General features: G+C 58.3%; 12 protein-coding genes. 5 read left to right on the top strand and 7 right to left on the bottom strand.

Annotated elements, in window-relative coordinates; genetic code table 11:
- Positions 1-564: 564 nt before the first annotated feature.
- The 7 genes from AB7M16_RS24225 to AB7M16_RS24195 all read right to left on the bottom strand — a co-directional run bounded on the left by AB7M16_RS24225 (position 565) and on the right by AB7M16_RS24195 (position 13434).
- Positions 565-1446: a pantoate--beta-alanine ligase gene (locus AB7M16_RS24225; protein WP_158671515.1), complete on the bottom strand. Its 882-nt coding sequence runs from the start codon at positions 1444-1446 to the stop codon at positions 565-567.
- A 246-nt stretch (positions 1447-1692) separates the two neighbouring features.
- Complete coding sequence (locus AB7M16_RS24220) at positions 1693-3375, bottom strand: pentapeptide repeat-containing protein (RefSeq protein ID WP_453945385.1); 1683 nt, start codon at positions 3373-3375, stop codon at positions 1693-1695.
- Positions 3372-4328 (bottom strand): ABC transporter permease, encoded by a 957-nt coding sequence (locus tag AB7M16_RS24215; protein ID WP_453945384.1) that lies wholly within the window; start codon positions 4326-4328, stop codon positions 3372-3374. The genes AB7M16_RS24220 and AB7M16_RS24215 overlap by 4 nt, the downstream gene beginning before the upstream one ends.
- Before the next feature lie 4 nt (positions 4329-4332).
- Complete coding sequence (locus AB7M16_RS24210; protein WP_124163633.1) at positions 4333-6021, bottom strand: ABC transporter substrate-binding protein; 1689 nt, start codon at positions 6019-6021, stop codon at positions 4333-4335.
- A gap of 34 nt (positions 6022-6055) precedes the next feature.
- Positions 6056-7396: an NtaA/DmoA family FMN-dependent monooxygenase gene (locus tag AB7M16_RS24205; protein WP_036032050.1), complete on the bottom strand. Its 1341-nt coding sequence runs from the start codon at positions 7394-7396 to the stop codon at positions 6056-6058.
- Between the two features lie 3532 nt (positions 7397-10928).
- Positions 10929-12128 (bottom strand): IS256 family transposase, encoded by a 1200-nt coding sequence (locus AB7M16_RS24200; RefSeq protein WP_453945383.1) that lies wholly within the window; start codon positions 12126-12128, stop codon positions 10929-10931.
- A 1018-nt stretch (positions 12129-13146) separates the two neighbouring features.
- The gene (locus tag AB7M16_RS24195; protein ID WP_453945382.1) at positions 13147-13434 is read right to left on the bottom strand and encodes a VirK family protein; all 288 of its coding nucleotides are present in this window, start codon (positions 13432-13434) and stop codon (positions 13147-13149) included.
- Between the two features lie 847 nt (positions 13435-14281).
- Between AB7M16_RS24195 and AB7M16_RS24190 the strand changes: the two genes are divergently transcribed.
- From AB7M16_RS24190 to AB7M16_RS24170, 5 genes are all read left to right on the top strand, one after another.
- Positions 14282-15259, top strand: coding sequence for a hypothetical protein (locus AB7M16_RS24190; protein ID WP_453945381.1), 978 nt, complete (start codon positions 14282-14284; stop codon positions 15257-15259).
- 2040 nt (positions 15260-17299) lie between these two features.
- Positions 17300-17989, top strand: a complete 690-nt coding sequence (locus tag AB7M16_RS24185; RefSeq protein ID WP_036032010.1) for a response regulator — start codon at positions 17300-17302, stop codon at positions 17987-17989.
- 27 nt (positions 17990-18016) lie between these two features.
- The gene (locus AB7M16_RS24180) at positions 18017-19471 is read left to right on the top strand and encodes a type II and III secretion system protein family protein (protein ID WP_036032008.1); all 1455 of its coding nucleotides are present in this window, start codon (positions 18017-18019) and stop codon (positions 19469-19471) included.
- 10 nt (positions 19472-19481) lie between these two features.
- Positions 19482-20144, top strand: a complete 663-nt coding sequence (locus AB7M16_RS24175) for a CpaD family pilus assembly lipoprotein (RefSeq protein ID WP_036032006.1) — start codon at positions 19482-19484, stop codon at positions 20142-20144.
- 1220 nt (positions 20145-21364) lie between these two features.
- Positions 21365-23806: a hypothetical protein gene (locus tag AB7M16_RS24170; protein WP_453945379.1), complete on the top strand. Its 2442-nt coding sequence runs from the start codon at positions 21365-21367 to the stop codon at positions 23804-23806.
- Positions 23807-23858 lie beyond the last annotated feature (52 nt).

Raw genomic sequence — 23858 nt, 5'->3', positions numbered from 1 at the left:
TGCCGACAGATGCGCCTTCCTTCCGACGTGTCCGCTTTGGGCTGAAACCGGCAACCTCAACCCGAGCAGATGTCTTCCGCTTGGCCCTCGTCAGCCGACATTGCGTTATTGGTTCAAGCCCTAGATCATTTCCCTTTTGCCAACTCGAAAGCTACGAACGTAATACCCCTGTCGCTGAACGGCCGACTTTACCTCGTCGCTGACTTTGAGAACTCTAGTTCTGCTCTTGTGCCATTTATTGGAAGAGTAAAGTGCGGGCATCTCAGAAGCGTTGCTTATGACGAGGAAGTCCCGCTTGTTATTACGAATAGACATCAAACATGTCACCCTCGCAGAAATGTCGAGTAGAGCAAATATGTTTGGTAACGACCGTGTCAGCTGTAGTGCGCTGGGCCCCCGAGCGGGTGGTAGTCTGGGATGCCTGCTGGTTAGACTTCGCACCCAGTGAATGTCGGGGAAATGTTAGCGCGCCAACCGATCAGCTCAGATTTCTTTTTGCATGCTGTTTCCATGCCAGGCCAGTGTACTAGTTCCGTGAAGGCCATGCGGTGAATAATGGTCTAGCTACGAGTGCTTAGGCAGATCGATCCAGAGATCCGGAGCACCATTTAGGAGGGTATCCTGATCTGGAACATAGATACTATCGAAAACCCTCAGGCCGTGAGCCGTTGCCGCGCCAATAATGATGAAAGGGAGCTTGACCTGCTCTAGATCTTCGAAGCTGTCACCGCCGACAATCCGAAGATAATCGAATTTAAACCGTCGGAACTTTATGTGAGATGCAGCCGACGCTACAAGGTCCTTGACGCTCGACGCTCCTCGGACGATCTCTTCCCTTAAATGGTTGAGTGCCGTGAAGAGGCATGACAGCTCATCAAGCTCAGACCGGCTAAATCGCCTTAAGCGCGACGAAATCGGCACTCCATTCTTGTATCTCACGGTCGGCACAAACCTTATCTCGCAATCGAGAAGGAGGTCTGCAACGGCGCGCTTCACCAGGATCGCCTGACCGATATCTTTCAGGCCGAAGTAGCTGCGAGTTGGCCGCGCATAGCAGATCCAGCGGACCGCACCGGTCAGGGCTTCCTTCAAGCACGCCTCAGGCCCATCTAAACGCAAATGATAGTCACCTTGCGATACGAACGTTCGATAGCCAGGCGGAAACATTTCGGTGTCGCTCGAGGAAATCACGGCAGTCGCTCCCGAACGTAGGGCAAGTCCAATATCATCGTCCAAATTGAAATTGTAGCTCCCACCTGGTCTAAGCTGGATCTTGTTCGGGTACACTGTGACAATCGCGACGTCATTCTCCAAGGCCGCTCTTCTGATCAGTTCTGCATGCCCAAGATGCAGGGCGCCCAGAGTGTGTACTGTGCCAATGGTCTGACCTGTTCTTGCGACCTCCCGGATGAACGCCTTGCCTGCGGAAAGACCTGCCAGATGCATGTTCTTACTCCAGTTTCCTTGAACGCAAAAAGAGTGGAGCGCTTGGATCTCGGAAGATGCGCGGCGGGGGCATCCTGTGTGGGCCGCGCACGCAGACGAGCTCCAAAGAGCTTCAACGCCCGCTTACAGTCGAATGACCGCATCAAACTGATCTAAGCTCATGGGCACTGTAGCTCCCTCTGTTCTTGCGGTTTTCAAAGGAGTCAGGTTGACCCTTCTCGACCACGTCGCATCAACGATGAGAGTTCAGCCAGATAGTTCGATGACTCGTTCAGCTGATCCCCCTCCAGAGCGACCTGCAGTCCCCGACAACGGTCGGCAAAAAACGGTGGTTATCTTAGCGCCTAAAAAGTCGACCTTCACGAAGCTGGCCTGGAATGGCGATATCCCACTCAGGTTCGCATCGCGCAGGGACGATTGGTTCATGCGAACGTATGCGGCCCGCGTTGCCTCCAGGTTGCTATCGGTCATACCCGCGGCGAGATATGCCTGAACGAGATTGGAGCCTTCGAGATTTGCGTGACCCAATGCCATTGATTGCGGCGGATCACCGGTGATCATCGACCTGTAGAGGTAAGCCTGTGATAGGTCCGCATGTTCGAGATCGCAGTCGCGCACAAAGGCGCAGCGGCCGCGAAAACCGGTGAGTTTGGCGGCTCGCATTGTGCTCTCTGTTATCGAAATGCTCTCACCTGATGCCTGAGATAGGTCCGCTCCGTCCAGCTGACAGGAACGAATAGATGCACTGTTGAGCACAGCACCGACGAGGTTCGCGTCGGAGAGGCCTACGGACAGAAGCCGCGCCTCGGTGAGGTCTGCCTGTTCCAGCTCAGCGCTCGCGAGATTTGACAGGTGAAGATCAGCGAATGGGGCGCTCAGGGCTCTCGCCCGAATCCGCCCGCTCACCTTTGAGAGTCTCAGATACGGAAGATGAGCACCTTCCAAGACAAGACCATCGATGGAGGTGGGACGCACGATCGATAAGCAGTCTCCCTTTGAGTGGAAGAACGAGCAATCCGCCAGATGCGTCTTCGTGATAGCGACTTGGCTCAGCTTAGCAAAGCGGAAGGAAGCGGAAGGAAGGAAGCATTCATTGATAGTTGACCCTTGCAGTTCCGCGCCATCGAATACAGCATTACTCGCGTCGCACTGATAAAGGAGAAGCCCGCTGAGCATCGCGTTGTCAAAGCGTGTTCTTTTCATACTGCAACCATGAAATAGGCTGCCGGTTGCATCAATTAAATTGCGCAGACTGGCGTCATCGAAGTTGCAGACCTGCGCTGCCATGGCGTGCATATAGGCAAAATCAAGCTTGGCCCCGAGGAAACTTGCCCGCTCTAGCCCCGGACGGGGAAATGGATGACCCAGAACCTTGGCGGCCTCCACATACCCTGTCCCTTTGATGGCAAGCATCTGGCCCCTGATCATGCGCGCATAGCCTGGCGCTGTGCCGATTCCGACAGCTATGACCTCAGTCAATAGGGACGGGCCAAAAACGGTCACGAACACAAGGGCGAGCAAGAGCGTGGGAATCGCAAAGAGCACGTCGACAATCCGGCTGAGGATGCTATCGACTACGCCACCAGAAAGCGCTGCGGCGACGCCGATAACGATCGCAATGAACATGCTCAGCGCCGTTGCGCCAAGTCCGATGGCGAGGGATTGGCCCGTCCCCTCGACTATTCGAGAGTAAAGATCTCGCCCCAATTGATCAGTTCCCAACCAATGAATGATCGACGGAGACTGCAATGACGATCTCAAATCTATAGCGAGCGGATCGTGCGTCTGCAGTACCTTTGGGGCCATAGCCGCGAAGGCAAAGAGGCCAATTATTATAAGAGAGACGGTAACCCGGAAGGGAACATGGCGCGTGATTGCCAGGACTTCTTTGAGCGAACGAGATATGCTGACTTCGGCGAACATGCTCATGTCAACTTGAACCTCGGATCGACCAGCCGGTAAGTCAGATCGACGATCAAATTGGCAAGAGCGAATACGCCCGCAGAGATCAAAACAGCTCCCGAGACAATCGGAACGTCTCTCGAGGACGTTGCAGCGACGAGGACTCCACCTAGGCCTTGACGGGCGAAAACCACCTCGATCAAAATCGCGCCCGAAAGAAGTTTGCCGAGCGCCCAGCCTGACAAAGTAATCCCGGGCAATGCGGCGTGGCGGAGGACATGGCGAAGCCTGACGCCAAAATCACTCATACCTCGGGCCCGCGCGGACGTGACGAAGGGCTGCTCGAGCACGCGCGTGAACTCGTTCTGAACGACTTGTCCAAAAAAGCCCGACAGTTCAAGAGCCAACGCAAGTGTCGGGAGAATGAGCCCGACCGGGGAATTTCCACCGATGACCGGAAGAATGCGCAGCTTTACCGCAAAAACAACCAGCAAAATTGTGGCCAGCCAGTAAGGCGGCACTGTTGCCAAAAAGACTTGCGTGTCATTGAGCAGCTTCGACCATATGTTGTCTCTGCCGGCGATGAACAAGGTTGTCAGGATGGCGATAATCCATGCAATCAGCAGCGCGGCGACCGCCAGAATAATCGTAGGCCCAATCTGATCCGCGATGATCCCTGCGACAGGCCGATGCTGCTGGTAGGATTCACCAAGATCTCCATGCAGGATTCCCAGCATGTATTTTCCGTATTGAACCACGAGTGGTTGATCAAAGCCGTATTTCGCATTGATCGCCGCGAGTTCTGCCGCGGACGCCGGCCCGACGTTGCCACTTGTCACATTAATGATGATCTGGGCGCGATCGCCAGGCATCACCCACTGAATTAAGAACGCAAACGTTGCGGCAGCCCACACCACCACCACGCCGGCCAATATCCGGCGCGTGAACCAAACAATGGCATGATGGGTTGCTATCTTCATGGCATCATTTCTTGTCGTCAAAATGGGCATCATAGAAGACAGGTTCGCCAACTGACCCACGGTCCAGCCAGACGTCTTTCAGGGTCGGCTTGGTCGCCAAAGTTACGTCCAGGACAGTAAGGCCAATAACGGGTGCCTCATCCACGATCTTCCGTTCCGCCTGCTGATAAAGGGCGGTACGTTCAGCTCCATTGAAATTCTGTTCCGCCTTTCGAATGATGTCCCAAAGCATCAGATCCTGGTAGCGCGAGGGATTGAAGCGATTGGGCTCGCCATTCTGATCGGGCTTCCACGAGATCCGGAATATCTCAGCGCCGGGGGCAACCCAATAGAGGAGAACGACCTCATAATCATCGGGTCCGAGGTTTTTCCCGGCGAAGAAGTCAGCCGGATTGGTGGGTTGAAGACGTACGTCAAAACCGGCCGCCCGTCCCTGCTGCTGGACAACTTGCAAGGCTTGCTCGCCATCCGGCTTGAGAAAAGCGTACGAATAGGAAATGCGCACGATGAGCGGACGACCGTTCTTGACACGAACGCCCGTAGGATTGCGCTCAGTCCAACCCGCCTGATCAAGCAGCTGATTGGCCTTGCGAATATCGTACCCATAGGACTGCCCGAGTTCAGGCAGGTATTCCGGCGAGCTCTGACTTAGCGCACCGTTGCCCTCGAACGGTAAAGAGCCGAGGAAGGATGTGTCGACCGCGGCCTTTCGGTCAGTAGAATAGGCAAAGGCCCTGCGGACGAGCACGTCGTCAAATGGGGGCCGGGCCGTATACAATGCGAGGCGCAGGGGGGTGTCCCCCGTCAGGTGCCGTAATACTGGAAAGCGGAAGTTGGCGTCCTTCCATGCGACAGCCGGAATATCGTATATGGCATCGGTCTCCCCCGCGATCAGCGAGCCGTATCGGACAGTCTGATCTGGCAGAAACTTCCAACTGATCCCGTCAACGTAAGCCGGCCCCTGATGTCTGGCGGTGGCCGGCGCCGAATTGTATTCGGGATTGCGGCGGAAGGTGACTTCTCGCCCATGGTGCCACTTGTCGACAATGAATGGACCTGAACCGACGGGGTTCTCGCAATTGACCGCAAGTCCACGTTTGAGTGCCGATGGCGAGAGAATGCCTTGTGAGGATTGGGCGAACACGTTCAGCAAGGGCTGGAACGGCACCTTCAATTTTACTTCCAATCTCAGAGGAGCAATTGCCCTCGCCGATTCGAAGCTCTCGCCGAGATAAGGAGCGGCAGTCGGATTGCGAAGATCGGGGTCATTGCTGAGCCACCCGTTGATATTGTCAGCGATGGCCTGCGCATCGAGGGCGCTCCCGTCAGTGAACTTTACATTCGGCTTTATCTCGAATGTGTACACCTTTTTGTCGTCGGAGATGGTCCAAGACTCGGCCAGCCATGGCAAAATCTTGCCGTCCTCGTCGCGCGCAACCAGATTATCGCTGTACTGGCGTTGCAGATACCATTGCTGCACCCATCCTCCGAACAGGCAGGCAGGCTCTTGAAAATGCCCGTAACGAATAACGCCTCCTCGCTTGACGCTGCCGGCCAAGCCTTCCTGCGCATGAACGCTGGGCGCCAATTGGGACAGGCCCAAGAGCATGACAAGGGTAGCCGCCAGTGTTCTTGCTTGACGGTTGGACTTGCCAGTGAAGCGCCTCGCTGACCGCGCATTGGCTAAATGCATATCCAGGCTCCAGAGATTTGGTGTTGAGGAAGCGTCAGAGCGGTGAGCTAGCTGTGGCTCGTGCCGGCTCGAACGGAGTAGAAATGCCGAAATGCTCTCGCAGTGTCTGTCCCAGATATTCTTTGCGAAACAGCCCGCGCTTCTGCAGGATGGGAACCACATTGTCGACAAACGCTGAAGTGCCATCGGTGAGAACATCCGGAATGATGTTGAAACCATCGACCGCGCCGGCGCGGAACCATGCCTCAATCGAATCCGCGATCTGCTCGGGTGCACCCACAAGCAAGCGGTGGCCAAAAGCTTGAACGCTGCTGATGATCTCGCGAACCGTCCGACCTTGACGCGCCAGAGCTTCAATCGTGCGATGGTGACCGACAGAAAACGGAACATGATCTGCATCAGGCAGAATCTCCTCCGGGATTGGCCTCTCGAGGCTGAGCTTCTCGACCGCCACACCCATGCTTCTTGCAAGGGCGCCGAGGGCGCGCTCCAGATCGAGCAGTCCATCAAGGTTTTCTTTGCGACGAGCCGCCTCGTCCTCGGTGCCCCCGATACAGGTGACAAGGCCCGGCAGGATGAGCGGAGCCGCAGGGCGGCCGAATTGCCGAGAGAGCGCACGCAGGCGCTCTGCCTCCCTCAGAGCCGTCGTCAAGTCCCCGGCGGCCGCAAACACGACATCTGCACTGCGGGCACCAAGCCATAGTCCGGGATCCGAACCGCCCGCCTGAACGATGACTGGGTGACCTTGGGGCGAAGCGGGATGCGTCAGTGGGCCTCGGATGCCGAAACTATTGGTATCGGGATCCAGGAGGCGGAATTGACTCTGATCTGCGTAAACTCCCGCAGCCTGATCGGCGATGACCACCTCGCCGCTCCAGCTCAGCCAGAGAGCGCGGACCGTTTCAACGAAGTCCTCGGCCCGTCTGTAGCGATCCACTCGCCCGACTTCTCGACCGCCAAAGTTTGCTACCGTCGCCGGGCTCGACGTCGTGACTGCGTTCCAGGCAACGCGGCCACCGCTGATGACCTCGAGCGATTGGAAACGCCGAGCGAGATTGTATGGTTCATTGTAGGTCGTCGACGCTGTCGCGATCAGGCCAATCCGCTGCGTTTCGCGTGCAATCACCGCAAGAACGAGGGTAGGTTCGAGCCCATTCAGCGGTGGCTGGTGCGTAATGTCGAAACTTATCGCGGGAGTATCGGCGAGGAATACAGCATCCAGCAGACCACGCTCCGCAACCTTCGCAGCCCGGACGTAGTGCTCGACATCGAAAAAGGCGCTTGGATTTGTACCTGGCCAGCGCCACGCGGCGGAATGGCCACCAGCGCCATGAAGATTTAGGCCGAGATGAAGCATGGAGTTAACCGAAGACATCACAACCCCTAATGCGGCGGCCTCTGAGCCAGTTGGTGGGCGTTGAGGACAAATCAGCGACCACCCTGCCCTTTCGCGCAAGCTCACGCTCAATGTGCGCCGGGCAACCGATTTGAGGCATGGATAACAAACCGTCGGCTGATGTTAGAGGGCTCTCCCCGAAGAAGATTCGGGTACGTGCTATGATGTTCTGCGCGCAGGCGCAGCCCAAAAGAGCTTCGACAACGGTGGTCGCCGATTGACGCTGTCGTGACAGCCAGTTTCCAGCGGCTAGTTGATCCCACACGAGTACACTCACATCTGCGCTCCAGAATTCATCAAGGCCAGCTGCTTCTCAGGAAGGTGTTGTGATGCCCATTCGCGATCGGAACGTTTGGACTCGCGACCGGGCGAGCAAGGATCGATTAGAGGATTTTTAGAGGGCGAAACCACGCAAACGCAATAGTTGAGTATTTCAATCTACTATCGTCTGTTGGCATCCCCTTCTATTGCGAAGTGTATCTGTCCATCGCTTAGCCCAAATGGTCTCTGATCAGGCTCCCCGAACATGCGCTGCGTGATTGCAGCGACTTTAATTGGCAGCGCCGGCTCAAAGCGAGGGACATGAATTGATGCGCTCGAGAACACAAACAGATTAGGCGAGACATTGCTGATCAGCCGCATGCTGCCCCGTTGCAAAGCGACATCCGATCAATAAGGCCGGGCCAAGCCAACCATCTAATAATGCGATGAAACATTCTAGATTATAGATGCCTAAAGCATTGCTTGGACGCTAAGCTTTGTTCTGCAGCACCGTGGCGCCTGCTGCATTCGAGGATGCTGCGGATCTTCGCGTGATTGTCTTGCAGGCGCCGCATGTTCTCGCTTTTTCCATCGGTATGATGACCGACGCGACTTTGGAAGAATGCCGTCCCCGAGGCCGCCTTCGTGAGCGCGCCCCGCTATGTGCACGGGACTCAGTTACTTGTGAACACAAAGGCCCTGGAGCATCAAACACCCGGAGCATCAACGTTCACGAAATCACTCAGTTGGGTATCGGAGCGCGTCACTTACCGGCAGATGAGGTCGGGCGCGCCTCTCGTGATGAATCGCAGGCTATCAGCTTCATCAATGCCGGTTCGAACCGTCTGGCTAGCCTCGAGGTCTGCGGCCACCTCCGGCGAGAAAGATCACGGACGACACGCTCCGCGCCAGCATGGTGGACGACCGCAGCCCCGGCGTTCTGACCTAAGCCATCGCCGTCCTGCCACTAGCAACAGAAATGCAACCCTCGGAGCGCCAAGAGCCGCCTCCTTCGGCCATCCGGGCTGGTCGCTTTGGATCGACCCAAGAAGACTGATGCTAGTCACATTTTCATGCGTCGGTGCCTGAGATCTATCGCTACTTTGACCGGAACCGCGCCGGGGTTCGGAGATGGCAAGGAGGGGCCGATACGACCGACCGCGGAGATTGCCCTGGATCTTTTTGTTCTGCTGCGCCTGCAGGTCACACTAAAAGGCTTGTGCGGCGATATGTTTGTAAGGCGCGACCAACGTTGTGGTGCATTGTGTGGCGCATCGGCTGCAAGCGTCAACGCGCCGTTTTTCTTTTCCGAACTGAGGCGCCCGTGCGCCAGTTCTTGCCGCCGCGGGTTCTATGCACCCGAATCGTTTGTGGCCCAGTCAAGCTCTGGTTGGCAGTTCAACGTCTCGCGGCCGCACAGCGTTTTAATGTTGTCAGTTAAGCCATTACCCATGTGTTGCGGATGCCCGAATCGAAATCGCACGCCCGGCTCTTGTTTTACGGCCAGCGCCCCGGCGCACCGACGCGAGGTCTCGTTTCAGCAGTCCCGACAGAGGAATAAGCTTCACGCCACCCCGGCCCGGACACGAGCCCGACGGCTGCGGCCAGACTCAGCTGTTCGGATCCAGCTAGCACCTTGACGAGCATTTCAAGGAGATCCACTCGGAGCCGATGCAAGCTGGCCCAGGCATACTTCTCCACGCCGCTCAAGCTCACCGATAGCAGCGCTTCCGCCGCGCTGCTTCTCCCCGGACCTTCACACGGCCCTGCCGTGGAGCGGATAGCGACGATGGCCGTATCTCCCAAACTCTGCTCTGCATGAACAACAGGCTCGCGGGGGTAGTCGGAAAGGACCCCGCGTTTTCTTCAAGCGCTGAGTCTGGTCAGCTGTTCGACAGCTAAGCCTTCTAGCATCGCAGCATCTTTATCCGGACGGCAGGCCGACTTGATGGCCCAAGCTCTGGAACAGAAGAATGACTTGGATCGGCGGTCAGTCCGACCCGTATGCCCTCAACACACCGATCGGTTCGAGAACCGGAGCCGGTGCGTTTTATCGACATTGCGGGCGTCTCGGTTTCTGATCCTTATCGGATCAACTTCGTACGAATGATAGTGACAAGGCTACCAAAGGGAGACCGACATGGACCCATTTGAGGACGTCAACCGATCCGAGGCTCGGATGAATTACCTCGAGCCTCAACAGGAAGAGATAGCGCAAGCAGATTTTGAGCAGCGGCTTAGAGAGTCTCAGCCAATCCTCGCAGCATTGGCTTCACCTGGGGCCGGATCGAGCCGGACGGTAACGGACGGTAACAAGAGAGCGCAAGGTATCCCGGAGAATGAACGCTGCACGGCTGCATCCTTTGTCAGAACACGCGCTCAACTTGCCGCAACGCTGACGTGCGCTAACATTGCGGAACTCAGAAGAGAAATCGAACTCGCTGCGCAAAGATCAGCAAAATGGTCACGAGCGAGTGGATCGTCAGTCGACCGCGTGGACAGTGGCCGCGTTTACGATGACGTGGTGGGATCGTCATACGTGGAGCTGGAGCGCTTTCAAAACCACGCCAGCCATTGCAAGCCACATGCGTTGGACCGTCAAAGCGCGATGGCCCATTTGCGTTCCATGGCGGCTTTGCGTTATGAGGCCGCCCCCTGGAATATCTGGGGAGGCCAACGACTTGATCTGGGTCGCACAGCGGCAGAGCACATGAGGGGAGGTACCAGTTCTTCGCCTTTTGTGTCACTGTCTGAGGAGGCCTCACAACTGCTCCTTTCGCCGGACCGATGACAACGAGTATGGCGCCAAAGCAATCGCGGAAAACGCGAATGAGTTGCACACCTACACGGTCCCGAGAGTCACAACATGGACGGCGGAAGACATCGTCAGTATTCTCGAGGACGGGACTGAGAATGACGAACCCGCTCTGGCTTGGGTGAGCGATACCCCAACTGAGGAGCGTGAGGTACTATTTCTCGGCGGGAACCTGGATGACTATCGGACCGCTAGCGCATCTAATCCATACAAAACGTCAGGAACAAACGACTGAGTGGTACAGGCCTCGGAAAGGGTGACTTGCCTTTTACGACGCTCGGAGAAATCAAACAGTAGCGTTTCACGCTACCAATAATACTCCGGCCCAACTGGCCAGCGCGGGGGACTGGCCGCGTACCGCGCTTGGAGATCGTGTCCCTGAGCGTGGTGTAACTGGCGGTGGGACACCGCGTTCGCCGGCAAAAGCCGGACTGGTCAGCTGGCGATAGCCGGGAGGCTGACGGTTGGATCATCGCTCGACGGCGCGATGGTTTCCAGCGTCATGTAACGGGCGCGCTGGACGGCCCATTCATCATTCTGTTCGAGCAGGATCGCGCCGATGAGGCGGACGATAGCGTCCTCATTGGGGAAGATGCCGACGACCTCGGTCCGGCGCTTGATCTCGCCGTTGAGGCGCTCGATCGGGTTGGTCGAGTGCAGCTTGGTGCGGTGCTGCGGCGGGAACGTCATGTAGGCCAGCACATCGGTCTCGGCCTCGTCGAGGAAGCCGGCGAGCTTGGGTAGCTTGGGGCGGAGCTGATCGGCGACCTTCCGCCATTGCGCTCGTGCGGCCTCGGCATCGTCCTGGGCAAACGCAGTGGCGATGAAGGCGGAGACGACACGCCGTCCACTTTTGCCGGCATGGGCCAGCGCGTTGCGCATGAAGTGCACGCGGCAACGCTGCCAACTGGCGTTGAGCACCTTGGCGACGGTCGCCTTGATGCCCTCGTGGGCGTCGGAGACGACCAGCTTGACGCCGCGCAGGCCGCGGCGGGCGAGCTTGCGCAGGAACGCCGTCCAGAATGTCTCGGCCTCCGAGGGACCAATGTCCATGCCGAGAACTTCGCGCCGGCCATCGCTGTTGACGCCGACCGCGACGATCACCGCGACCGACACGATGCGCCCCTGCTGGCGCACCTTCACGTAGGTGGCGTCGATCCACAGATAGGGCCAATCGCCCTCGATCGGGCGAGCGAGGAACGCCTTCACCTTGTCATCGATCTCCGCGCACAGCCGCGAGACCTGGCTCTTGGAGATGCCGCTCATGCCCATCGCCTGCACCAGATCGTCGACGGAGCGGGTCGAGACGCCCTGCACATAAGCTTCCTGCACCACGGCGGTGAGCGCCTTCTGGGCCATCCGGCGCGGCTCCAGAAAGCCGGGGAAGTAGGAGCCTTTGCGCAGCTTGGGAATGCGCAGCTCGACCGTGCCGGCGCGGGTCTCCCAGGTCCGGTCGCGGTAGCCGTTGCGCTGCGCCAGACGCTCGGGGTTCTTCTCGCCGTAGGCGGCCCCGGTCTGGCCTTCCACTTCCAGCTCCATCAGGCGCTGGGCAGCAAAGCCGATCATCTCGCGCAGCAGATCCGCATCGGGGGTCTTCTCCACGAGCGTGCGGAGGTTCATCATCTCATCGGTCATCGGTGGTTCCTCGAATCAGGTTGGTGTCAGCAACCCGACCCTACCGGCGAACTGCCGGTGACCACCGCAAAGCCGCCCGCCCGCTACGGCGCCATGGGAGGGCGCGCGTGCGGACGGCTTTGCTCTACCGAGCTACACCATCACCGGGGACACGACCCGCTTGGAAACATGAGAGTTCAGCCCAACCCTGTATCGTCTCTGAAGTTCGCCGCACTTATCCGCGGGTTGGAACGACCCTTGCCCACTATTCATTCTAGGTTTCCGCCTGGCCAGGTCAGCTTTTGCGAAGCTAACATGGTAGCGATAGAACGAGGTAGCCATGCCCGCCGACCGCAGAATGGATCGATACAACGCGATCAGCCTAACCGATGGCCGCGCTCAGCTCTTCCGTTGGCGCGCAATTTGGCTGAACGAGGTGCTCGTCGGCACCTCGAGCAGTTGCTCAAGCTGCCGAAACCACGGATCGTTTGCTCAGAGAGCTTCGATCTGCGCGCGAACGCAGTTTACGAGCGGTGAGCAAACCCATAGCGGCCAGCCCAGATGATCTTAAGCGGGATGGTTCAATCACCTTGTGGCTGCATTCGGCAGCACTGAGATTTCAAGGTGAAGGACCCCAAAAGAGGCGGATGAAGGATACGAGCGCATCCTGGGCGCCTAGGTCGAGTGTCATCAACGCGAGCCCGCGGCTGGATCGACTTGGAATGTTCTTACGATGACCGCAGACTGCGTGAGGGCGTCCTTGGCGAGTTCATCTGAAGCGTTCAAGTGAGAGCCTTGCTCCCCCCATCCGACGACTGGCTGAACCGCCGATCTTCCAATCCCTGATATCGAATCTAGATCGGCGGCCCTCATGAGTTACCTGAGCAGCAAGTTCGTGCAACTTGATCCTCGCCCGACGAAACGACCGTCAGAAACACTCTGATCGTTCCTGACGATCGAAAGGATCCGTATCCGTGCGAAGGTGTCCGCGCGATTAAAGGATCAAGTCTTTGAAGCGCCCCCTGCTCTGTGCTCTTCGTTACCAGATGAACTTTGCGCCATCCGGCAGTTCGCAGATGAATTCGCCCTGGTTCACGAGTTCGGTGGTCCCGACGACAAGTTTCGAGGCTCGCACCGTCAGCTTGCCCTCGCGGCTAAGGCTATGGCGGATGTACTCGGTCACGGCATGTCCGGAGCTGTCGACCGTTTGATGAGCATTGGCGAAGCTGATGCCGTTCTGGACGGTTACCCTGAATGCATTGATGAGCAGGCCGGCTTGCGTCGCCGACGCAGGCTTGCCACCCTCCGCTGTGGTACAGCGGCTCATGTCCAGTATGAGCTTTACATTCTTCCCCGCGCTGGAGGGCACTGAGCACCTCGGTGTATTTCGGCGAGGGCTCGTCGGCTCTCGCCGGCGCGCTCACGCTCGCGGCCGAAAGCAAGGACAACAGGATCGTTAGTGCTCGGCCAGTAAACTTCATATGCTCTTCTCCCTCGATAAGTACCGCAAATTGCGCTTTTAAAGACGTCGTGCTCGCAAGCCCTTTGTCTGATTCCAGACACAACGCGCGCTCGCGCCTGTACAAAAGCAGCCTGTCGCAACGAGGCGCAAGTCGCTGTGATGGCTATTCCGACATCACAACCTCGTAGGTCAGGTTTGCTGAAGTGGCTTAGCTTCGCGCGCGTCGACTACAACGATTTGATCCAGCGTCGTCCTCCGCTTGGAAACAACAAAACGGAAGCCGGTTGCGCTTGTCCATCGCAGTCCTAACGGGCGCGAGAATGCAGTTCTCACATCTGCATAAGGAGACGATCTACGAAAGACATTCGGCCAGCCGCAAGCGCCAGTCCGTCCGTCTTGCTGTGCAAGGACCGTCTCCCTGGATGAAGCGTCCGCATGAGGTAGTGGAGCGAACCTGGCGCGGCGGTCCGAAAAAGCTCACTCAGCGGCGCCGATCTCGGCTGATCGAACACCAATGCCGGAGGGCACAAGGCAGCACGGTATCGTGGTACGTCGCCTCCCGCGGCTTCCGTGCAGCTGACCGTTCGCCTCGTTGACTGACTCTATTCGACCCTTTCCAAAGCTAAATGACCTCCTTCCTGGTCGGTCAGCTTCTCGAAAGCTGCACCTGCAACAACTACGCCGACCGCCTGCACTTCGAAGGGAGAGAGAGATGAATGTTGATACAGGAAATGCCGCAGACACTCCCTTTGAGGTTCACAACCCGCTACAGGAGCCGCACCGGGTCCACGGGCCACAAGACGAGCTTAACACCCAGATCAGCGCATCGGCGCACAGTTCAGACGATCAAGCAAGCTTCGAGCAGCACTTGAATGACTTGAATCTAGACGACGTAGGCTCGGTCTATTCAACCTCGGCTTCACCCCCCTTAGCGGCAAATTCCGCTACCGCCCGCTCCTCGTCTGCGCCAGGCGGCGCGGCCTCGGAAACCAGTCGCTATCCAGCCCCATCATTTGTCGGCGCGCGCGCCCAGCTTGCGGCAACGCTAATGGGCGCCACGCTCCAAGAGCTCAAGAACGAGATCGCCCTCGCCGAAAACCAGTCAGCGCGATGGGCGCCAGCGGGGGACAACGGTGTCGACCGGGATCGCATTTTCGAAAATATAGCGGCATCGACATATCTCAAGCTGCATCGTTTCCAGAACCAGGACAGCGATTGCAAACCGCGCACGGAAGCCACCACATCTGCAATATCACACGTCCGTAACACGGCGCGCGATCATTCTTCCATTGGAGATCCTCTGGAGCGATATCCCCTGGACCTGGCACGCCAGGCTGGATGGCATATGCGCGGTAAGACCGCTTCTCCATTCGTGTCGTTGGTCGAAGACCCTTCGAAACTCAGCGTCTCCCGAGACCACTGGGCGAGAGCGATCGCAAACAATGCCGACAAGCTGCATACCTACGTCGTCCCGAAGTCTGCGGTCTGGACGCCCGACGACGTACTGAGCAGTATTGGCCTTGCAATGAATGTGGAGGATAGCGACAACATCGATGCGGATGTGGATTTGATGTGTTCGCTTGGCAGAACGCCAACTAGTGAGACAGAGCGCTTGTTCCTGGGCGGCAATTTGGAAAGCTATCGAGTCGCCAGTGAAGACAACCCCTTCAAGCGGAGGACTGGAGAGTAACGATTAGCCAACTGGCGACTGCGCCATGCTCGTAGGTCCCTTAATGCTGACTAGATGACCCCCCGAAGGAAGGGTCATCCCAGGCGAGCCCGCTTCACGGACAACGATAATGGCTTGGCCACAGGCGCTGAGACCTATCCCTTGACCGGGCGAGGGACGAAGGGGCGCCCACATCCCAAGAGGTACCCGACAGTGTGGCGGAGGACACACTCGCGCCATTGTTTGTTCTTACCCGGCCTCATTCGAGTGCTGCGGCCTCCTCGCTCGATCCAGCCGCCGCCGACACGTTCGGAAGAAAGTTCAGATGACGTGAGCCACTAAGGCCGCGCATCGATCGTTTCCGCAGCTCGACCTGCCATCGATGGTGCGATCAATCGCAAGAGCTCGAACGCGAGCGCATCAAAGATCAAGTCAATAGAGTCTCGCTCGCGCGGCAAGCCGTGCCCTCGCACAATGGTCTATCTGCTACCTGGATGCGTTCCATCAAAAGAATCGATTTTGCCGATCTTGCCTAAAAGCTCCATAGTCGCTCGTGATGTATGGAGGCAGCATTCAAGAATGTCGTTTCGCAATTCTTCCAGTCCCTTGTCAGTCAAATCAGCTTGCGAGCTCCGGCGCCTGCATCCCATAGGTTAGCTCCTGCGCCTCACATAGAAGCATCACGGGGCGCCACTGTCTCCCTGCTGAGTTCGCACGCACGAAGTCGACCGCACGACCACGACGTCACACCTAAAGGGCCAGCAAAGACGACGGCCCTCACACACTGTCATCGCCTTTGGCTCAAGCTACGCTTTTGGACCGACGAAATGCTCATGACCTTGAGGAGAGGGACGCGCGCGACGCGCAGCTCGATAGTTTGGTTAGGACGTGTCGTCATTGCTAAAGACTCGTCGAGTTCGAGAGCACCGCTACGGACCAGCGGTCAAAAGCACTTGAACCTCACCTAGCGTCAGATTGTAGGATTTCTGACAGTCGCGACACCGCCCCCCGCTCGCGTGAACTCTTCCTGACAGGTAGCAAGAATTGCGAACGTCTCAAAAGAACAATGCTCCGCTGCGCCGCCCAATCATGCTGCTGGATAGCTCCTCTCCAGGGCCAGCGTCCCACACCGCCTATGTGGAGATCGAAGGACGCAGCGCCGATCCTATCCCAAGCGAATCAAGATGCGCCGTGCGAGAAGAACGCTGGCGGCCGCTATCTCGGCCTTGCGGGGCACACTCCAACTCCGAAATCGAGATCCGATCATTTTGGGGCTGTGCACTCCGTGAGGCGAAGTTGTTCTGGTGTAGGCACCGGGATCTATGCGCAATGGCAAAACTGTGGAGCTCGGTTCTGCAATCGCTCGCAGCTTTCGCTGGGCTGCGACGTATGCGGGGACCTCGGGCGCGTCACAACTTCAGCACGGTTGACACCTTGCGTGCGAACAATTGCGCGCGAGAGGGTGCTCTTCCGGCCGCGAGGGGCAGATCGTTTCGGCGTGCATCTCGGCCTGTGAAGCCAGTGGCCAGATGCCTCGCGTGATGTGTCCTTGAATACCGGAAAGACTTGCACTGTCGTGACTTCACGACACGACAGGCTCGACAGCCCAGCAAGACTGGCCGCAGACCAAGACGAATTGGGGAGTTTCCATGTCAGTTTCGCTCATCTGTTCAGCCACAAATCCGATCGTCTCCCGCGCTTTGGTTTCGGTTGCGCGGCTCGGCGCTATTCTTTCTGCGGGGGCCGGGTCAGTGCGTGCAAGGACGGGCGTGATCGGCCCACGGACGCGTCAGCGGGCTGCCGCGGCTGTCAGCCTCTTAAACAAAAACAGATCTGGCATGAGGGGCATGTTGAGCAGCGCCGACGCCGTAAGCAGGCCGCAGCGGTCCGTGGTCCATCCGACGACAATCGACCCGCAGGTATTGATCGCCAGCCAACATGCTCCGCCCTCTCGTTTCGGGCTGTCCAAACTCACACCGGTCCAGCCTCCTCTCAGTTACATCGAGCCCATGCTCAATCGTGACGCGCTCAGGTCTGCGTGGATGGACGAGAGGCAATGAAATGCGAATTCTCCTGGTTGATCATCATGCGGACTTTGCCCGCCACGTGAAGGAAGTGCTGTTAGGTTGCGGCTTCGCCGTCGACGTAACACGCACGCTGGATGAGGCGGCGGCCGCGCTCGATTGCGCGAACTACCACATGGTCCTGCTCGAATCGGCTTTGCCCGATGGAGACGGATTGGACTGGCTGAAGCAGTTGCGGCGCGAGGGACGGTCAATGCCCACCATGATGATGAGTAGTCTCAATGATCTCGGCCGGCGGATTGCGATTTTCAATGCGGGCGCGGATGATTTTCTGCCTAAGCCCGTCTCTACCGACGAACTCATTGCTCGGATGCGAGCGATTTTGCGACGGTCAACGCAAATGACGGCGCCGGTGGTGACATTCGGGAATCTGCATTTCGATCCAATCGCGCGGCAAGTCTCGGTCGGTGGCCGAATCCTCAGAATTGCGCGCCGGGAAGTGTGCATTCTTGAACATCTGCTCAACCGCGCGGGGCGTACCGTGCCGCGCGCATCGCTCGAAGATAGCTTGTATGCATTTGACGACGAGGTCTCGACCAATGCGCTGGAAGTCGGGATCTATCGATTGCGCACGCATTTGAGCCAGGCGGGCGCAACGCTCAGGATCAAGACCGCGCGCGGTGTCGGTTACACCCTTGAACTCATTGGCGCAGCCTCGGCTGCCTAGCCGATCGAACTTGAAAGCGACACTCCCTTGAACATCGTTAACAATGCCCCCGGCGCTGATGAGCCGTCCATGGTGGCAGGCCGCTCGCACTATGCCGCTTTTCGCCGCCTCTGGTACGCCCTGTGCGCAGTCGCTCTGTTATTTCCGTTTGCTGCCACAGCTCAGACAAAGCGAGATGGCAAAGCAGAACAGCCACGCGCGGCGTCTGGCAGCACCACCGGCACGCTCAGCCTTACTTCCTCACAGGGCAAGACAGTTCATCTGACCGGACCGGCTGCGAGCATTTTTGTCGCCGACCCGGCGATTGCGGACTATCAGGCGCCCTCAAACACCACGATCTTCGTCTTTGGCAAAAAGGCGGGACGGACCAGCCTGTTCGCCCTGAACGACAAGGGAGAGGCTCTGGCTGAGCTGCGTATTGTCGTTACCCAACCGATCCAGGATCTGCGGGCCGCGCTGAGGGCTGAGGTCGGCGACTATCCGATACAGGTCAGCTATACTCCCCGGGGCGCAATTCTTAGCGGGACCGCGCCCACTGCCGATGTCGTCGAGAACGCCAGGAAGGTCACTGAGCAGTTTCTTGGGGCGGGCGCGCTGGTTGCCAACAAGATCCAGGTGGCTGGCTCGTTGCAGGTGAATCTCAGCGTACGGGTGGCAGAAGTCTCCCGCAGCGCGGTCAAGGATCTCAACATCAACTTCACCGCCTCCGGCCCAAACGGCGCTTTCCTTATTACCGGAAAAGGGGGCGGGTCCGGCGCGGCCGGCGGCGGCGGCACGATCGGAATCGGGTTTAGCGCCGGCAATACCAATCTCAGCGCTGTTCTCGACGCTCTCGCGAGCGAGCACCTCGCCTCTATCTTGGCTGAGCCGAATCTGACGGCGATGTCCGGCGAAGCCGCAAGCTTTCTCGCCGGCGGGGAATTTCCGATTCCGGTCATGCAGGACAATCGACAGGTTTCCGTGCAATTCCGGCAGTTCGGCGTCAGCCTGGAATTCGTCCCAACTGTGCTGAACAACAATCAGATCAATATACGTGTGAAGCCCGAAGTCAGTGAACTGTCGAGCGAAGGCGAAGTCAAAATCAATGGCATGGCGGTCCCTGCACTCTCAACGCGGCGCGCGAGCACCGTTGTGGAGCTTGCCAGCGGTCAGAGCTTTGCAATCGGCGGCCTCATCAGGCGAAACTTCAACACTGATATCGGCGAGTTTCCCTGGCTCGGCGATGTGCCGATCCTCGGTGCGCTGTTTCGCTCTTCATCGTTTCAAAAACGTGAAACCGAGCTGGTCATTATTGTCACGCCGTACATCGTGCGGCCGGCATCGAACCCGAACAAGATGAGTGCACCGAGCGATCGCATCTCACCGCCCTCAGACGCGGGGCGCATTTTGACGAACACGGTGGCCCGGCCGCCGCGAGACCGCGATGCTCCTCGCACCAGCACACCAGGATTGACCGGCAGTGCCGGCTTTATCATCGAATGAGGACCCTCATATGACCTTGCGACATTTGTGTCACTTGATCGCTATAGGAGCAACATTGGGTGGCTGTGCAAATAGTGCCTCGATCCATCTCGGGCCGGCTGAACAAGCAATACAGGTAGAGCAGAAGAAACGTATCTTGTTCCTGCGGAGCCTGCGTGGCTCCGAAAAGCGTCAACTGCGGAGCTTTATCGCGAACGCCAGTGGCGGCCGGCGGGATGCGCTCCATGTGGATGTCACCGGCTCACCCAGGCTCCTTGCCCAAGTGGCGCACGAGGCCCGCGCCATGGGCGTTGCACCTTATAACATCCGCCTGTCCGCTTCTCCCGTCGATTTACCGCCCCGTTCCGGCGTGAGGATCGAGGCGATCACCTTTGATGCCCATCCTCCGATCTGTCCGTCGCTTTTGATCGTCGGACCAGCCGTGAACGACAATTCGTTCGAACCCACGCTTGGTTGCTCGACCAAAAACAATCTGGCAGTTATGGTAAACGATCCGCTCGACTTGCTGGATAATCGGTCTGTCATCACAAGTAATGGCGATCGCGCCGCCATTCCCCTGGCCAACTACGGTACCTTCGCCCCGCGTAACAAGAGCAACAGAGAAGATGGAGCAGGTACGGCAGCCCCGAACGCGGCGGGAACGACAGAACCGAATGTGCAGCCGCTCCGATAGCGGTTTTTGGCGAATGTCGGAAATCACAATAGCTGCTGCCATGTGGCTAGCAAGGAGAGGCGGCTCGATCGTGACACACAAACCCGCGCTCTGCTTCGGGAGCGGTGACGATCAAGCGCAACGTGCTGCACAGCTCTCGAACGGATGGCGGATCTTGTTCACCCGCACCAATGGATCTCGTCCAGAAATTCCACGTGGCGTGCGCGTGCTCAACAAGGCCGCCATCACGACCCTGAGCGCTTCGACGGTGAAACCGTGACCGGACGTGCCTAAGCGAGATCGACGGCGAAGACCGAGCCTACGATCTATGGGGCGTCTCCAAGAGGGCAACTTAGGCTTGGCGACCACGTCGGTCGTTTGGCTCCGCGCCGTTATGGCTATGGAGCACCCATTTGTGGCTCCAGTTCAGTAACGCGCTCGGCAGCTGGTCTGCATCATCGTCCGTCTTATCCGATCGATGCAATGCCCTCTTGCGCGAGCGCCACAGTTGCCGCGCGCTGGACGCTATGTAGGAGGCACATCGGATTAAGCCAAACAATAACATGGTTTGTCCTGGGTGTCTGAATGCACGCGGCTTCACAGGCTAGCGTTGCCTCTCAATGGCAACGACCGAGCCATCAGCAGTCAAAACGCGCTCGGCTGCTGGCTTCATGGATCAATGGCCCTCGGCAATCCCGCCCTAATCTGCCACCCAGCATGTCGGAGCGTGTGTGTTGAAAGTGAACATGACCACAAGGTGGTATACGAATGGCTTCGTTTCGCTTCTATTCTCGCAGCAGGCGACCACCAACCAGAGCTTGCGAGCTTTATTGAAAGCGCGCGTTCCTGGGAATGCTGGTCAGGAACGCGCAAGAGTGCCCTCAATTCTGGTGCCGCCCATACCGATATCTCGTTGGTTCAAGGAGCGAGCGCCCCGTCGCCGCCTCAGCCCGACCTCCGAGTAATCGAAAGCCCCCGGATGACCCGGTCCTCACGATCATACCGCCGTGAAGGGACCGAGATCTGAAGCGCTGTGGCGCATCACACCACCATTTCAGCTCAACACTTCAGTTGAAGACGCTGTTTTTTCTTCCGGCGCTTTCTTTTGCCTGCTCGAGCGATGCTACAGCGCACGCCGGCCATCATTCACATGTCATTCTACCTTTCCGCCGGCCACGTCAGATTTTGGAAAGCTAACGTGAGTAGCGAAATGGCGAAAAAGCGATGCCAGCGGACTGACCATGGACCGATTCAACACGATCAACCCAGCCGATAGAGAGTCCACTGCGTCAGATGCCAGCGTGGAACAGCCGCAACAGCCGCATGTTGCGTTTGAGCAGCACCTGGCAGGCGCGCGAGAGGCGGGCCCCGTATATCCTCACGCGGCATTGTATGATGTCACTGACGAAGACGATCGCCTCATCCAGGCGGCATCGGCCGCTGCTCTCGATCGAGGGCCACCGCCGAGTAAAACCACCGTCGAAATTTATGATCGTCGGCTTCGCAAATTCGCCGACGCACTGAAGAAGTCTGGCAAATCAATCTCTGGGCTGGATGACGACACGTTAGCCGGTTACGCTAAGAAGCTGCTGCCAGGCGATAAGGTCATTGCCCCAGCATTGTCAATGGTCAGTCAGTACCGCGAGCCTGACGCCGACGCTGGCCCCATCTCAACACATTATCGTCCTTCCAGGGAAGATGAGAGGGTCATCAGGAAGGCCGCCAACGCAGGTTTTGGTCGACGGATTGGCAAGAGAACGGCCGAGAGCTATGCGAGCCATCTGCGGAAATTGGCGGTAGCGCTCCGCCCCTTGTCCATGGCCGAGCTCAGTGATGATAGACTGCTTGGCCACGCGGACAGGTTGTTTCCAAAGGACAAGACGCTCATCGCCGCCTTGAACGGCCTCCGCGATTATCGCGCGACTACCCTGCAGAACAATTTAGGCGGGGAAGGAGGCAGCTCGCGTCAGGTCATTCAGCCGTCCGCGCCCTCGCCCATGCCCCCGGCCGATGGGCAGCCGATGGGGAGCGGCGCGGATGGGGGCGGCTCATTGCCGCCCGGGTTCGATGTTCCGCAGGTCAGGCATGCAATGGGTTTAGCGGCCCATTCTCCTATACAAAGTGTCGCCCAGGACGAGCTTTTCGATGCGGCGGATCGCGAGGTCCTCTTGCCGGCGACAACACATGCACCGGTGCCTTGGCCAACGACGAGTTCAATCGCCCCCTCGCCGGTGCAAAGTGTCGCTCAGGAAGGGCTTTTCGATGCAGCGGATCGCGAGAACCTCTTGCCAGCGTCGACCTTCGATGCACCGGTGCCTTGGCCAACGATGAGTCCAACCATCCCTTCCCCGGTGCAAGGTATCGCTCAGGAAGAGCTCTTCGATGCCGCGGATCGCGAGAACCTCTTGCCCACCCCAACCTTCGATGCACCGGCGCCTTGGCCAATGATGAATCTAACAATCCCCTCGCCGGTGCAAAGTGTCTCTCAGGAAGAGCTTTTCGATGCCGCGGATCGCGAGAACCTCTTGTTGGCCCCACCCTTCAATGCACCGGTGCCTTGGCCAACGATGAGTCTAACCATCCCCTCGCCGGTTCAAAGTGTCGCTCAGGAAGAGCTTTTCGATGCCGCGGATCGCGAGAACCTCTTGCCGGCCCCGGCCTTCGATGCACCGGTGCCTTGGCCAACGCTCAGTCCAATAATCCCCTCGCCGGTGCAAAGTGTCTCTCAGGAAGAGCTTTTCGATGCCGCGACTTGGCAGCCGAGCTCGCGGCAGCCGAATTCCGCCTCTGAAGACCACCCTGGACGGATGATGAACCAAGGCGCTGCGGCCCAGACCATGCTTGAGCAGACGGTCGCGGCAGCCGGCGACGCCTTTGATGCGTCTTTGAGCGTTCCCGAGGATTTCTCGCACGGCACCCAGGCCGCGCCCAATATGATGCACACGCTTCGCCGCTGGGGCCTCCTGCCGGATGCAGCACAGCGGATAAAGACCTACGATATTCGCGGTGAACGCTATATCGCCGTCTTGGGACCGGGAGGGCTCAATGATGTTCGGCTCGTCCATCTGCGGTCGCCCGCTGTCGGCGATACGTTTGATGTTTCGTTCGCCGTTCCCGAGAATTTTTCCCATCACACCCAGCTGGCCCCCGACATGATGCTGTCCACGTTGGGGGATTGGGACTTCTTGCCTGTTGCGAAACATCCAATCATGAACTACGAAATCGGCGGCGAACGCTACACGGCCATCTTGGGACCGGAAGGCCCCAAGGACGTTCAGCTCATTCATCACCCTCGGCCCGGTTTGCCGGGTGAAGCTACGCCTGCGGCACCGAGGACTTCCTCAGATATTTACGGCGGTCTTGCGCCCGGCTTTGATTGGCTGGCACCTTTCGAATCGCGTGAGGACCCTCCCTCGGCACTGGCACCAAGCCTTTCCCTGCCGTCTGCCGCACCGGCATCAGGTCATCAACCCTTCCCCCAAGTGCCTGAACTGGGAGAGTTGTTGGGCGACGACTGGACGCACGGCCCCCAAGAGGCTTCGCCTGCCGTGATCGACATATTGCAGATCCTTGGCCTTCTGCCGAGTCGCGACGTCCCAATGACCGTGTTTTTGATCCACGGTCAGCGCTACACGGCCGAAAGCCTAGCGGGAGGCGGCGTTCTTCTGTTCCATCGGCTATAATTTGGCTGAACGAGCGGCTCGTCGGCACCACAGGCCCGTTGAGAGCGTGCTC

It is taken from the genome of Bradyrhizobium sp. USDA 372 (genome assembly GCF_053629095.1).
Note: the sequence above shows the minus strand (reverse complement) of the source record. Positions and strands in the feature narration are given on the sequence as shown.